This window comes from Arthrobacter sp. 9AX (assembly GCF_902506095.1).
Lineage (GTDB): Bacteria > Actinomycetota > Actinomycetes > Actinomycetales > Micrococcaceae > Arthrobacter.
This window is the reverse complement of the sequence record NZ_LR733293.1, coordinates 2,346,438-2,359,717: the sequence shown is the minus strand read 5'-3', so window position 1 is coordinate 2,359,717 and position 13,280 is coordinate 2,346,438. Positions and strand designations below refer to the sequence as shown.

At 67.0% G+C, this 13,280-nt stretch carries 10 protein-coding genes; 6 read left to right on the top strand and 4 right to left on the bottom strand.

The annotated features are described in order from the left end of the window. Nucleotides 1-24 precede the first annotated feature (24 nt). Nucleotides 25-1,134 (top strand): serine hydrolase domain-containing protein, encoded by a 1,110-nt coding sequence (locus tag BACI348_RS10780; RefSeq protein WP_159825674.1) that lies wholly within the window; start codon nucleotides 25-27, stop codon nucleotides 1,132-1,134. An 80-nt stretch (nucleotides 1,135-1,214) separates the two neighbouring features. Next, nucleotides 1,215-2,348 (top strand): FUSC family protein, encoded by a 1,134-nt coding sequence (locus tag BACI348_RS10775; protein ID WP_236557524.1) that lies wholly within the window; start codon nucleotides 1,215-1,217, stop codon nucleotides 2,346-2,348. A gap of 9 nt (nucleotides 2,349-2,357) precedes the next feature. Here BACI348_RS10775 and BACI348_RS10770 read toward each other — a convergent pair whose 3' ends face one another. From BACI348_RS10770 to BACI348_RS10760, 3 genes are read right to left on the bottom strand one after another with little or no spacing between them, the layout of a single operon-like run. Beyond that, nucleotides 2,358-3,269: a MaoC family dehydratase gene (locus BACI348_RS10770; protein ID WP_159825672.1), complete on the bottom strand. Its 912-nt coding sequence runs from the start codon at nucleotides 3,267-3,269 to the stop codon at nucleotides 2,358-2,360. Then, a complete protein-coding gene (locus BACI348_RS10765; RefSeq protein WP_159825670.1) occupies nucleotides 3,266-4,606 on the bottom strand; it encodes a 3-oxoacyl-ACP reductase in 1,341 nt (446 codons plus the stop codon). Before BACI348_RS10765 ends, BACI348_RS10770 begins: the two co-directional genes overlap by 4 nt. Before the next feature lie 8 nt (nucleotides 4,607-4,614). Beyond that, nucleotides 4,615-5,979, bottom strand: coding sequence for an acetyl-CoA C-acetyltransferase (locus BACI348_RS10760; protein ID WP_159825668.1), 1,365 nt, complete (start codon nucleotides 5,977-5,979; stop codon nucleotides 4,615-4,617). A gap of 61 nt (nucleotides 5,980-6,040) precedes the next feature. Here BACI348_RS10760 and BACI348_RS10755 point away from each other — a divergent pair, with 61 nt between their 5' ends. Next, a complete protein-coding gene (locus BACI348_RS10755) occupies nucleotides 6,041-6,730 on the top strand; it encodes a TetR/AcrR family transcriptional regulator (RefSeq protein ID WP_442858497.1) in 690 nt (229 codons plus the stop codon). Between the two features lie 81 nt (nucleotides 6,731-6,811). Then, the gene (locus BACI348_RS10750; protein WP_159825664.1) at nucleotides 6,812-8,905 is read left to right on the top strand and encodes an acyl-CoA dehydrogenase family protein; all 2,094 of its coding nucleotides are present in this window, start codon (nucleotides 6,812-6,814) and stop codon (nucleotides 8,903-8,905) included. Nucleotides 8,906-8,987: 82 nt separating this feature from the next. On the opposite strand, the gene glgA is transcribed toward BACI348_RS10750, so the two are convergent. Beyond that, the gene (gene glgA / locus BACI348_RS10745) at nucleotides 8,988-10,193 is read right to left on the bottom strand and encodes a glycogen synthase (protein ID WP_159825662.1); all 1,206 of its coding nucleotides are present in this window, start codon (nucleotides 10,191-10,193) and stop codon (nucleotides 8,988-8,990) included. A 102-nt stretch (nucleotides 10,194-10,295) separates the two neighbouring features. Here glgA and glgC point away from each other — a divergent pair, with 102 nt between their 5' ends. After that, entirely contained in the window at nucleotides 10,296-11,705 is a 1,410-nt protein-coding gene (gene glgC, locus BACI348_RS10740) for a glucose-1-phosphate adenylyltransferase (RefSeq protein WP_159825660.1), read from the top strand. Between the two features lie 81 nt (nucleotides 11,706-11,786). After that, on the top strand, nucleotides 11,787-13,238 hold the full coding sequence (locus BACI348_RS10735) for an SDR family NAD(P)-dependent oxidoreductase (protein ID WP_159825658.1): 1,452 nt from the start codon (nucleotides 11,787-11,789) through the stop codon (nucleotides 13,236-13,238). Nucleotides 13,239-13,280 lie beyond the last annotated feature (42 nt).

The following is a 13,280-nucleotide window of genomic DNA, read 5'->3' as shown; positions in this document are numbered from 1 at the left end:
CGCTTGCTCATCTAGACTGGCGGGATGCACACTTCCCACGGCTTTGTAGCGCCCGGTTACGAAAACGTACGGGCTCTCTTCGAGTCGTTCCTGGCCGAAGACCCGCAGTACAGCGCCCAGCTCGCCGCCTTTGCCAACGGCACACCGGTGGTGGGGCTGGCGGGCGGCCCTGACATGGACGCGCACACCATCACGGGGGCGTACTCATGCTCCAAGGGGGTGGCGGCCATGGTGATCGCACTCCTGGTCCAGGACGGCGTGCTTGACCTCGACGCGCCGGTGGCCAAGTACTGGCCCGAGTTCGCAGTGCACGGCAAGGACCGGCTCCTGGTGCGCGAGGCGTTGTCCCACCAGGCCGGGCTGATGGGCGTGGAGGGTGGCTTCGCCCTCGATGAGTTCACCACTGCTGCGGCTGCCGGCCGGTTGGCAGCGGCGCGGCCATACTGGCAGCCGGGCCGGCAGTTCGGCTACCACGCCCTGACCATCGGGATCATCATGGAGGAGTTGTGCAGGCGCACTGCCGGCGAGTCCTTGCAGAGCCTCTATGACCGGCGGATCCGCACTCCCCTGGGCGTCGATTTCTTCCTCGGCCTGCCCGCGGACCAGGAGCCCCGCTACCGCGATGTCCTGTACACCGCCGACCCGCAGCAGCCCTGGGTCGATCCCCGCAGCCTTGAGGGCTTGAACGGCAACGCCCCTGTCAGCACTGTGATGGAGCTGCCCAACATCCGCAGCGTCAGGGCGGCCGGCATGTCCGCCGCCGGCGGTGTGGGGTCCGCGGAGGGCCTGGCCCGGCTTTATGCGGCGGCCACCACCGGGATCAACGGTGCGGAGGGTTTCCTCACCGCCAAAACGCTGGAGCTGATGTCCCAGGAGCAGGTCTGGGGCCTGGACCGCTCCTCCGGGCTGGACAATGCCTTCGCCGTGGTGTTTATGAAGCCGCATCCGTCCCGAAACTTCGGCAGCCACCGCGCCTTCGGCCATGAAGGGGCCAACGCAGCCCTCGGGTTTGCCGATCCCGCCTACGGTCTCGGTTTCGGCTACATCCCCCGGCGCGCGGAGGAAGGGCGAACGCCGGGAAGGGCGCACCGCCTTGCTGCCGCCGTCCGCCGTTCGGCGGCCGTCCTGTCCTGATGAGGCCGGTCCGCAGGGCTTGCCCACCCGCTTGACCTGCGGCGTTGTGGTTGCCGGCGCGGGGTCCTAAGGTGGGGCGGATGGGCAATTCTCAAGCACGTCCGGCAGTCCGGTGGGCCAGGGGGACCCAATTCATTAAGCACGCGGCGGCAGGCGTGTCTGCTGCCTTCGCCGCACAGCGCCTGCAGTTGGCGGCGAAAGCGGCACTGGCCGCGGGGCTGGCGTTCTTCATCGCGCCGCTGATCCCCGGCAGCGCGTCACACTATGCCTACTACGCCCCCCTGGGAGCCTTGGTGGCGATGTACCACAACGTGGCGGGCTCCGTCCGGCAGGGTGTGCAGGCCCTTGCCGGCCTGGCGGTAGGGATAGGGCTTGCGGTACTCCTGGTGAACGTCACCGACCCCTCGCCGCTCACGGTGGCCGTCTTTATGGGAATTGGTGTGTTGCTGGGGGGCTTGCCGGGGCTGGGCTCAGGCAGTGACTGGATTCCGACGGCGGCCCTGCTGGTACTGCTCGTGGGTGGCAGCAACGCCGACGACTTTTCCGTGGGTTACCTGGTGCAGATGGGAGTTGGCGTCGCCGTGGGCATCGCCGTCAACTTCCTGGTTTTTCCCCCGCTCCACCTGCAAGCAGCGGCCGCGAGCCTCGATGACCTGCGCCTCGCCCTCGGCAGGCAACTGACGGATATGGGCACCGCGCTCAAGGAAGAGTGGCCGCCGGAGCACGAAGAATGGTCCCGACGTTCGGACGAGCTGGCATCGGCCACCCGCTCCGTCCGGCACCTCGTGAAGGAAGCAGACGCCAGCCGGCGGGCCAATCCCCGGCGAAGGCTGCATCCCCGGGACGTGGACCAGGATTACCGCAATCTGCGCCAGCTTGAACGCGTGACCTTCCACGTCCAGGACATGACTGACGTGCTCTCTGATGTGATCTGGGAAAGTGACGTGCCCTACACCGTCCCGCTGCAGGACAACGTACCCCTCGCCGACGCCATCACGGCGACGGGGGAACTGCTGTGTTCCCTCAGCGATGGGGATGTGGAACAGTGGGCGGAACGGCTGGCGGCCGCCACAACGGCGGTGGAAACCTGCATGGCTTCCACCGCCGGACGGGAACTGGACCCGGGCGCCGTCCCGGCGTCGGAATCCATCCTGCTCAGCCTGCACCGGATCCTCCGGTCGGTCCGCCCCGGGACTGAGTCCGCGCCGTCGTAAAGCGGTGGGCTAGGACAGGGACACGGAACCGCTGAAATGCCGGCGGCCGGACCGGGGATTCCAGGCCACAAAATCGGACCGTTCCCACGTCCCGGAGGTCCCGGCGGCACTGCTGATGTCCAGCGCAACCCGGCATGGAAGGAACACCGGCGCCTCGAACTCCACGTCCCAGGTGAAGGAATCACCGCGGACTGCGCCGACATCGGCCAGCGCCCGGGACGCCAGGTACATTCCGTGGGCGATGGAGCGGCGCATCCCCAAGGCCTTCGCTGAGAGCACGCTGAGGTGGATGGGGTTGAAGTCGCCGGACACGGCTGCGTAGGCCCTGCCGGTGTCTACGCCCAGCTGCCAGAGTGCCGTGGGATCAGGGGCCTTGAAATCGGCCCGCACCGGCGCAGGTGAGGGTTTGTCGATGCCCGGCAGGAACACGCCCTTCGCGAGATAGGTGGAAACACCGCGCCAGCACGTGTCCGGCGACCCGGCCAGGCGCACTTCACTCACCACATCCACCTGGGTCCCCGCACGGTGGCCACGCAGGTTTTCGACGTGCGCCGTGATATCCAGTACGTCGGTGAAGAGCACGGGAGCCAGCTGCTGCACACTGTTCCGGAGGTGGATCATGCCGAGCAGCGGCAGCGGGAAGTCATCCCGGTTCAGCACGCTCATGGCGAGGGGGAACGCGAGGGCGTGGATAAACCCGGCCGGCAGGACGTCGCTGGCTGTTTCACCAATGAGGTGCTGGTAGGCAGTCAGGTTCCCCACATCCACGCCTACCCCTCGTACCTCGTGGCTCTCGGCCGGCAGGGCGGAGCCGTCCTGGGTCCCCATCAGCCTCCGCCGCGCCGCCTGGGCCGCCGCGTTGACGTAGAGCTTGGACAGCGACGGCATCTCCCCCAGGATGACCGGCTGCACGGGCGTCATGCCCCCACCAGGTTCTGTCCGCAGACCCGGAGCACCTCACCGTTGATGCCGCCCGCGGCGTCACTGGCGAGGAAGGCAATGGTCTCCGCAACATCGGCTGGCTGGCCGCCCTGCTGCAGCGAGTTCAGGCGGCGCCCCACCTCCCGCAGGGCGAAGGGAATCCGGGCTGTCATCTCCGTTTCGATGAAGCCCGGCGCCACGGCATTGATCGAGCCGCCATGGGCGGCGATCAGCGGCGCGGTGGCCCGCACCATGCCCACCACCCCGCCCTTGGAGGCCGCATAGTTGGTCTGGCCGCGGTTGCCTGCAATGCCACTGGTGGACGCCACGGACACGATCCGGGGTGACGAACGGAAGTGTTCCGACGCGAGCAGTGCCTCGTTGATCCGGAGCTGGGCAGCGATGTTGACCTGGATCACCGAGTTCCAGCGGGACTCGTCCATATTGGCCAGGAGCTTATCCCTGGTGATACCGGCGTTGTGGACCATGATGTCCAGGCGCCCGTGCCGCTGCACGGCGTGCTCCAGGATCCGCTGGCCGGCGTCGTCCCTGGTGATGTCCAGCTGGAGGGCAGTGCCTTTGACCTCATTGGCCACCTCGGCAAGGTGGTCGCCGGCCGCCGGGATGTCCACCAGCACCATGGTGGCGCCGTCGCGGTGCAGTGTCCGGGCGATGGCCGCTCCGATGCCGCGCGCCGCCCCGGTGACGACGGCGATCCTTCCTTCCAGCGGTTTCTCCACGTTGCGTGGAGGTTCTCCAGCCGCGGTGGATACCGTAAGGAACTGTCCATCCACAAAAGCGGACCGGCCGGAGAGGAAGAACCTTACTGCCGCCAGCGCGCCGGGGCTTGTGGTTTCGACGTTCGGCGCCAGGAGCAGGCCGTTCCCGGTGGCGCCGGCGCGCAGTTCCTTCGCCAGGGAGCGGAGGAGACCGTCCACCCCCTGCCGGGCGGCAGCCTGGGCCGGTGTGGCGGCGTCGGACGCGGGCCGGGACACGGTGATGATCCGTCCGCCCGGGCCGAGGTCCCGGAGGGAAGCAGCGGCGGCCAGGACCGGCTTGCCGAGGTCTTCAGGACGTGCCACGTCGTCGAGGACCACGATGATGGCTCCGAGCTTCTCTTTCGGAACGGCGTGCCTCCTGACGTCCAGGTCCCAGGAGAGGAGTTCGGCCGCCAGGTTGTCGGCGCCGGGCGTGTTTCCCTGGACCACGATCGGTCCGGTGATGAGCGGCTGACCGGGCCGGTACCGGCGCAGGACGGCGGGCTGCGGCAGCCCGAGCCTCTTGGCGACATTCCGGCCCAGGCCTTGGTTTACGAGGTGCGCGTATGTGTCAGTCATCCGTGCCCCTACAGTGATTCCAGGATGGCGGCCACGCCCAGCCCGCCGGCCGCGCATACCGACACCAAACCCCGGACGGGCCGGCCCTCGGCTCTGGCCGTGGCGTGCACCGTCTTGGCCAGTGAAGCGACAATCCTGCCACCGGTTGCGGCGAACGGATGGCCCGCTGCCAGCGAGGAACCGTTGACGTTCAACCGGGACCTGTCGATTTTGCCGAAAGCGCCGTCCAGTCCGAGCCGGGTACGTCCGAAGTCCTCGTCCTCCCAGGCGGCGAGGATGCTGAGGACAGTGGAGGCGAAGGCTTCATGGATCTCGAAAAAGTCGATGTCCTCCAGGGTCAGCCCCTGCCGGGCCAGCAGACGCGGCACGGCGAACACCGGGGCCATCAGCAGGCCGTCCTTGCCGTGCACAAAGTCCACAGCCGCCGCTTCCGCGTCAACGACGGCGGCAAGCTTGGGCAGGTCCCGGGCGTCAGCCCATTCGTCGGAGGCCAGCAGGACCGTGGAGGCTCCGTCGGTCAATGGAGTGGAGTTCCCGGCCGTCATGGTGGCGTCGGCGCCGAGGTTCTTTCCGAAGACCGGCTTCAGTCCGGAGAGCTTTTCGAGTGAGGTGTCCGCACGCAGGTTCCCGTCGCGGGTCAGCCCGCGGTAAGGCGTGAGGAGGTCGTCGAAGAACCCGGCGTCGTAGGCCGCCGCAAGGTTCCGGTGGCTGTTGAGCGCCAGTTCATCCTGTGCTTCACGGGACACCTTCCACTGCGACGTGGTGAGTGCCTGGTGCTCCCCCATGGAAAGACCGGTCCGGGGTTCGGAGGTGCCGGGAGCCAGCGGGGCGAGGTCCTTGGGCCGCAGGCGGCTGAGGATCTGCAGCCGCTGCGGCAGGCTTTTGGCCCGGTGGAGGTCGAGGATGGCTTCGCGGAGCCCCTCGCTGACCACCACCGGCGCGTCTGAGGCCGAGTCAACGCCGCCGGCGATTCCAGAGTCGATCTGTCCCAGTTTGATCTTGTTGGACAAACCCACCACGGTCTCAAGTCCCGTGGCGCAGGCCTGCTGGAGGTCATATGCGGGGGTTTCGGGCGACAGGGCGGAACCCAGTACCGCTTCCCGGGTGAGGTTGAAGTCCCGGGAGTGCTTCAGTACGGCGCCCGCCGCCACTTCCCCGATCCGCTCGTCCTGCAGTCCAAAGCGTGCGATCAGGCCGTCCAGTGCCGCCGTCAGCATGTCCTGGTTCGAGGATTTGGCATAAGCCCCGCCCGCACGGGCGAACGGGATCCTGTTGCCGCCAACAATCACTGCCCTGCGAAGCCCGGGGGCGGAGGCTGCGGCGGAAGCGCCGGCTTCGTCAGGTCCGGTAGTGGTCTGTCCGTCAATGGACATCGGTATCTCCTCGGGTCACGTACGGTTACCGATACCCAGCGTACCTGATACGCTGGGTATCGTGAACATCCAGCAGACCGGCACCTCCGCCACGCCTGACGCCGCTCCGGGCGACGGACGTTCGTCGCGCTGGCAGAGCCACCGGGAGGAACGGCGGCGGGAGCTGATCAAATCAGCGCGAAGGGCAGTGCACGCCCTGGGCAGCGACGCGTCGATGGAGGATATAGCGGCCGCCGCCGGCACCTCCAAATCCGTGTTCTACCGCTACTTCGGAGACAAGGCCGGCCTGCAGCAGGCTGTGGGAGAAGTGGTCCTCAGCCAGATGCAGCGCCGGATCCGGGAAGCCGCGCAGAGCGCCGACACCCCACGTGAAGGACTCCTGGCCATGGTCAACGCGTACTTGCAGATGGCGAGCACAAGTCCCAGCGTCTATACCTTTGTCACGCGCCATGCCGCCGACGCGGACAGCACCCAGGACCCGGGAGCAGGCTCGGCGGCCTTGGGGCACTTCTTTGACGCGGTGGCCGAGATGATCGCCACGCCCATGCGCTCGCATTTGGGCGACGGCAAGGAGGCCGTCATCGGCTACTGGCCCAAAGCCGCAATCGGAATGGTGCGGAACGCCGGTGAACAATGGCTCAACACCCCCTCGTCCCCGGACAGGCCCGGGCAGGAGGCAATGGCACACCAGATCACCGACTGGCTGTGCGTCGGCATCGCCCCCGAACTCTCGCCGTCCACCCGGACGTAGCACCCGCTGCCCCGCGTCACCGCACCACCAACACGTCGCCGCACCAGAACCCCTCTGTCAGCACCAACGAAGGACTACGACATGACTGAACTAGTGGACCGTCCCGCCGGAAGAAGGCAACGCCCCGCCCCAGCGGCAGCTGCAGCACAGCCCGCCGTCGATGTTGCCGCGCTGGGCGAACAGCTCCTGGGCAAGTGGGCAACCATCCGGCGCCAGGCCCGGGACCTCGCAGCACGCCCCGAGCTGCACAAGATCGAAGGACTCACCCACACCGAGCACCGCGCCCGGGTGTTCGGGCAGCTGAAATACCTCGTGGAGAATGAGTCCGTCCACCGGGCCTTCCCCGAGTCGCTGGGCGGCTCCGATGACCACGGCGGAAACATCGCGGGGTTTGAGGAACTCGTGGTGGCGGATCCGTCGCTGCAGATCAAGGCCGGTGTCCAGTGGGGGCTCTTCGGTTCCGCGGTGATGCACCTTGGCACGGCTGAGCATCACGCCAAGTGGCTCCCAGGCATCATGAGCCTGGAGATCCCCGGCTGCTTTGCCATGACCGAAACCGGACACGGCTCGGACGTGGCCAGCATCGCCACCACCGCCACCTACGATCCCGCCACCGACGAATTCGTGGTGCATACGCCCTTCCGGGCGGCGTGGAAGGACTACATCGGCAACGCGGCCAATGACGGGCTGGGCGCCGTGGTGTTCGCCCAACTGGTCACCCTCGGCGTGAACCACGGGGTCCACGCGTTCTATGTTGACCTCCGGGACCCGGACACGAGGGAATTCCTGCCCGGCATCGGCGGCGAGGACGACGGCATCAAAGGCGGACTCAACGGGATAGACAACGGCCGGCTGCACTTCACCAACGTGCGCATCCCGCGGACCAACCTGCTGAACCGCTACGGGGACGTCGACGCCGAAGGGACCTACAGCTCCCCGATCGCCAGCCCCGGCCGCCGCTTCTTCACCATGCTGGGAACTTTGGTCCAGGGACGTGTGTCGCTGGACGGCGCTGCAGTGGCCGCGTCCAAGGTGGCCTTGAAGGCGGCCATCCAGTACGCCACCGAACGCCGGCAGTTCAACGCCTCCTCCCACACCGAGGAGGAAGTGCTGCTTGATTACCAGCGGCACCAGAAGCGCCTGTTCACCCGGCTGGCCACAACGTACGCGGCCGGCTTTGCCCATGAGCAACTGCTGCAGAAGTTCGACAACGTCTTCTCCGGCGCCCACGACACGGATGAAGACCGCCAGGACCTGGAAACCCTTGCCGCCGCACTGAAGCCGCTGAGTACTTGGCACGCGCTGGACACCCTGCAGGAATGCCGGGAGGCGTGCGGAGGCGCCGGGTTCCTGATCGAGAACCGCTTTGCATCACTCCGGGCGGACCTTGATGTCTACGCCACCTTCGAGGGCGACAACACCGTGCTGTTGCAGCTTGTGGCCAAGCGGCTCCTGGCGGACTACGCCAAGGAATTCCGCAGCGTCGACTTCGGCGTGCTGGCCCGGTATGTGGTGGGGCAGGCGACCGGGACGGCCATTCACCGCACCGGCCTGCGGCAGGTAGCCCAGTTTGTGGCCGACTCCGGTTCGGTGCAGAAAGCCGCCATCGCCCTCCGCGACGAGGAAGGCCAGCGTGCACTGCTCACCGACCGGGTGCAGACCATGGTGGCCGAAGCAGCAACGGCGCTCAGGGGTACGGGCCGGCTGTCGCAGGAGAAGGGTGCTGCCCTGTTCAACCGGCACCAGAATGAGCTCATTGAGGCCGCCCAGGCCCATGCCGAACTGCTTCAGTGGGAGGCCTTCACCGACGCTCTGGGCGATGCCGCGGACCCCGGCACGCGGACGGTCCTCACCTGGCTGCGGGACCTGTTCGGCCTGTCACTGATCGAGAAGAACCTGTCCTGGTACCTGATGAACGGCCGCCTCTCGATGCAGCGCGGCCGGACCGTGGGTGAGTACATCAACAGGCTGCTGGTGAAGATCCGCCCGCACGCCGTTGACCTCGTGGACGCCTTCGGTTACGGCGACGACCATGTGCGTGCTGCCGTTGGCACCGGCGCGGAGAGGGAACGGCAGGACGAGGCGCGTGCTTACTTCCGCAGCCAGCGGGCCAGCGGGACGGCGCCCGTGGATGAGAAGATCCTGCTGGCCCGCACGGCAGGCAACCGGAGCTGACCGTCCCCAGCTGCAATAACGGCGACGGCGCCGCCCACCTCTCAAGGTGGGCGGCGCCGTCGCCGTACATCGTCCCGGGACGCTAGCTCTGCGCCGGGAGCACGGAGCGGTATACCTCAAGCGTGGTTTCCGTGATGGACTCCCAGGAGAAGTGCTTTTCGGCACGTACCCGGCCGGCCTGTCCCATGGCGCGGGCGCGCTCCGGGTCGGAGACCACCTCGGTGAGGGCGGCGGCGAACTCGGTGACGAACTTTTCCGGGTCGAGGGGTGTTCCGGTGCCGTCGTTGACCTGCTCCAGCTCAACGAGCAGGCCGGTCTGGCCGTGCTCCACCACTTCCGGGATACCACCCGTGGCACTGGCGACAACCGCCGCGCCGCAGGCCATGGCTTCGAGATTCACGATGCCCAGCGGTTCGTAGATGGACGGGCAGGCGAAGGCGGTGGCGTGGCTGAGCACCTGGATCAGTTCGTGGCGGGGCAGCATGCGCTCGATGAGCACCACGCCGGTGCGCTCGCGCTGCAGGTCCTCGATCAGGCGGGCCGTCTCCGCTGCAAGCTCAGGCGTGTCGGCAGCGCCCAGACACAGGACAAGCTGGACGTCGGCGGGGAGCTTGGCAGCCGCGCGCAGGAGGTAGGGGACGCCCTTCTGGCGGGTGTTCCGGCCGACGAACACCACGCTCGGCTTGTCCGGGTCGATGCCCAGGGCGCGGACGGCGTCGTGGTTCTCGTCGCGCTGCCACAGCTCGACGTCGATGCCGTTGTGGACCACACGGACCTTGGCCGGGTCAACATCCGGGTAGCTGCGCAGGATGTCCTGGCGCATGCCCTCGGACACGGCGATGATGGCGGCGGCTGCCTCGTAGGCGGTCTTTTCCACCCAGGAGGACAGGGCGTACCCGCCACCGAGCTGCTCGGCCTTCCAGGGCCGCAGCGGCTCCAGGCTGTGCGCGCTGAGGACGTGCGGGATGCCATGGAGCAATGACGCAAGGTGTCCGGCCATGTTGGCGTACCAGGTGTGCGAATGGACCAGGTCCGCGCCGGCGATGTCCGGGACGATCCGCAGGTCCACCCCCAGCGTCTGCACAGCGGCGTTTGCTGAACCGAGGTCCTCCGGCACGGAGTACGAGGTCACCGCCGCGCCGTGATAGTCGGGGTCGCGGGGAGCCCCAAAGGCACGAACCTGCAGGTCAACGTGCTTACTAAGCACCCTGCTCAATTCGGCCACGTGGACTCCGGCGCCACCATAGATCTCTGGCGGGAACTCTTTAGTCACAATGTCTATTCGCACAAGACCCAAGGTAGTCCTTCACGCTTAACTGTTCTAGTGTGAAGGAGTCCGGGCATGCCGGACTGTCTTGGGGAGTTACGAAGGCGTACAGGAGCGACCATTATGCCGTTGAACAAAAGAGTCCTGGCCATTGTCCTCGCAGGCGGCGAGGGAAACAGACTGATGCCACTGACGGCAGACCGGGCCAAACCGGCGGTGCCCTTCGCCGGAAGTTACCGCCTGATCGACTTTGCGTTATCCAACCTGGTGAATTCCCGCTATCTGCAGATCGTTGTCCTGACCCAGTACAAGTCCCACAGCCTTGACCGCCACATCTCCGAGACGTGGCGGATGTCCACCCAGCTCGGCAACTACGTGGCGTCTGTTCCGGCCCAGCAGCGGGTGGGCAAGAGTTGGTTCCTGGGCAGCGCGAATGCGATCTACCAGTCACTGAACCTCATCCACGACGCCAACCCGGACATCGTTGTGGTGGTTGGCGCCGACCACGTCTACCGCATGGACTTCGCCCAGATGGTGGCCCAGCACGTCAACAGCGGCGCCAAGGCAACCGTAGCCGCGGTACGGCAGCCGCTGCACATGGCCAACCAGTTCGGCGTGATCGAAGTGGACCAGAACGACCCCCAGAAGATCGCCGCCTTCGTCGAGAAGCCGGCCAACACTCCCGGCCTGGCGGCGGACCCGTCACAGTTCCTGGCTTCCATGGGCAACTACGTCTTCGACGCCGACGCCCTGGTCGCAGCCCTGCACGTGGACGCCGAGCGGCTGGACACCAAGCACGACATGGGCGGGGACATCATCCCCTACTTCGTCAACCAGGGCGAGGCCGGCGTCTATGACTTCACGCTGAACGACATCCCCGGCTCCACCGAACGGGACCGCACCTACTGGCGCGACGTCGGCACCATCGACTCCTTCTACGACGCCCACATGGACCTCATCTCCCCGCTGCCGGTCTTCAACCTCTATAACTCCGAGTGGCCCATCTACACCCGGCAGAGCATTTCCCCGCCGGCCAAGTTCGTCCGCGGCCAGAACAACACCGTCGGCACTGCGCTGGACTCGATCGTTTCCAGCGGCGTGGTCATCTCGGGTGCTGTGGTGGAGGGCTCGGTCCTGTCCAACGACGTCTTTGTGGGAACCAGCAGCCGTGTTGTCGATTCCGTCCTGATGGACAAAGTGCACATCGGCGAGGGCGCCGTCATCCACCGGGCCATCCTCGACAAGAACGTCAAGGTGCCCTCCGGCGCAGCCATCGGCCTGGACCCGGAGCTGGACCGCGCCCGCGGTTTCAAGGTCACCGAGTCCGGCATCACGGTCCTGTCCAAGGGCCAGGAAGTCCCGGAACCCGGCGAAGAGGAACGCAAGCTCGCGGCCGCGAACCTGCACCTGGTGCCGAACGCGGTCAAGGCAGCCGCGGAGCAGTATCCGGACGTCCGCGAGTCGGTGGACAAGGTTGCCGAAACGCACGCTGCGGCTGCAGCCGAAGCCGTCCCGCGCGCACGTATTTCCTAGTACTCCTCCGCCCGGGCACTCCCCCGCGGCCCCGCTGTACGGTGGGGGCCGCGGGGAGTCCCAGGCTGTAAAATCAGTACAATGAGCTCCCCCGAATTGACGCCTGAGGAAATCCAGGCCTGCCTCAAGGTCCTCAATACGATCCACGCCTACGACGAGGAGCACCCGGACTACATCTCGGTGCGCCGCGCCACCGGCAAGATGTTCAAGGCCGTCAAGAGGCACCGTCGGGTCACCAAACGTGACCTGATTTCCGACGCCGACCGGGCGGTGATCGCGTTGACGGCCACCGCCGCGCCGGACCGGATCGACGACGAAACCCGCGGAAACAAGCTTGCCCCCTCTACGACGGGCAAGGTGGCCGGCCACCTCATCAGGTCCCGCCCCTGCTACATCTGCAAGCAGCACTACACCCAGGTGGACGCTTTCTACCACCAGCTCTGCCCGGAGTGCGCCGTGTTCAACCACGCCAAGCGCGATGCCCGCACCGATCTCACCGGCCGCAGCGCCCTGCTCACCGGAGGGCGCGCCAAGATCGGCATGTACATCGCCCTCCGGCTCCTGCGCGACGGCGCCCACACCACCATCACCACCCGCTTCCCCAAGGACGCCGCGCGCCGGTTTGCCGCCATGGAGGACAGCGGCGAGTGGCTGCACCGGCTGCGGATCGTGGGCATCGACCTCCGCGATCCCGCCCAGGTTATGGCCCTGACGGACTCGCTGAACGAGGCCGGTCCGCTGGACATCATCATCAACAATGCGGCCCAGACCGTTCGCCGGTCCGGCAACGCCTACAAGCCGCTGGTGGATGCCGAGGACGAGCCGCTGCCGGCCGCCCTTGAGCAGGCCAACGGCGGCCCCGAACTGGTGACCTTCGGGCACGCCCACGACAAGCACCCCCTGGCCCTCGCCAGCAGCGTCACCGAGCACCCGGTCCTCGCCGGCGACGCCATCACCTCGCTGGCGCTGTCCACCGGATCGGCATCGCTGGAACGGATCGCCTCGGGCACGGCGATCGACGCCGGCGGGCTGGTTCCGGACCTGGCCACCATCAACAGCTGGACGCAGGTTGTGGATGAGGTGGACCCACTGGAGATGCTGGAGGTCCAGCTCTGCAACGTCACTGCACCCTTCCTGCTGGTCAGCCGGCTGCGGCCCGCCATGAAGCTGTCCACGGCACGGCGGAAGTACATTGTGAATGTCTCGGCCATGGAGGGCCAGTTCTCCCGCGCGTACAAGGGCCCGGGCCACCCGCACACCAACATGGCAAAAGCGGCCCTGAACATGATGACCCGGACCAGCGCGCAGGAGATGCTGGACTCCGACGGCATCCTGATGAGTGCGGTGGACACCGGCTGGATCACCGATGAACGCCCTCACTTCACCAAGGTCCGGCTGATGGAGGAAGGCTTCCACGCACCCCTGGACCTGGTGGACGGAGCAGCGCGGGTCTACGATCCGATCGTGATGGGCGAGGCCGGCGAGGACCAGTACGGGGTGTTCCTCAAGGACTACAAGCCCAGTCCCTGGTAAGCCGATGCTCGGCGGCGTGCGCCGCGAGACGGTCACCTGGTG

Coding starts and splice junctions, on each gene's coding strand:
- BACI348_RS10780 (WP_159825674.1), top strand. CDS start 25: ATGCACACTTCCCACGGCTTTGTAGCGCCCGGTTACGAAAACGTACGG.
- BACI348_RS10775 (WP_236557524.1), top strand. CDS start 1,215: ATGGGCAATTCTCAAGCACGTCCGGCAGTCCGGTGGGCCAGGGGGACC.
- BACI348_RS10770 (WP_159825672.1), bottom strand. CDS start 3,269: ATGACGCCCGTGCAGCCGGTCATCCTGGGGGAGATGCCGTCGCTGTCC.
- BACI348_RS10765 (WP_159825670.1), bottom strand. CDS start 4,606: ATGACTGACACATACGCGCACCTCGTAAACCAAGGCCTGGGCCGGAAT.
- BACI348_RS10760 (WP_159825668.1), bottom strand. CDS start 5,979: ATGTCCATTGACGGACAGACCACTACCGGACCTGACGAAGCCGGCGCT.
- BACI348_RS10750 (WP_159825664.1), top strand. CDS start 6,812: ATGACTGAACTAGTGGACCGTCCCGCCGGAAGAAGGCAACGCCCCGCC.
- glgC (WP_159825660.1), top strand. CDS start 10,296: ATGCCGTTGAACAAAAGAGTCCTGGCCATTGTCCTCGCAGGCGGCGAG.
- BACI348_RS10735 (WP_159825658.1), top strand. CDS start 11,787: ATGAGCTCCCCCGAATTGACGCCTGAGGAAATCCAGGCCTGCCTCAAG.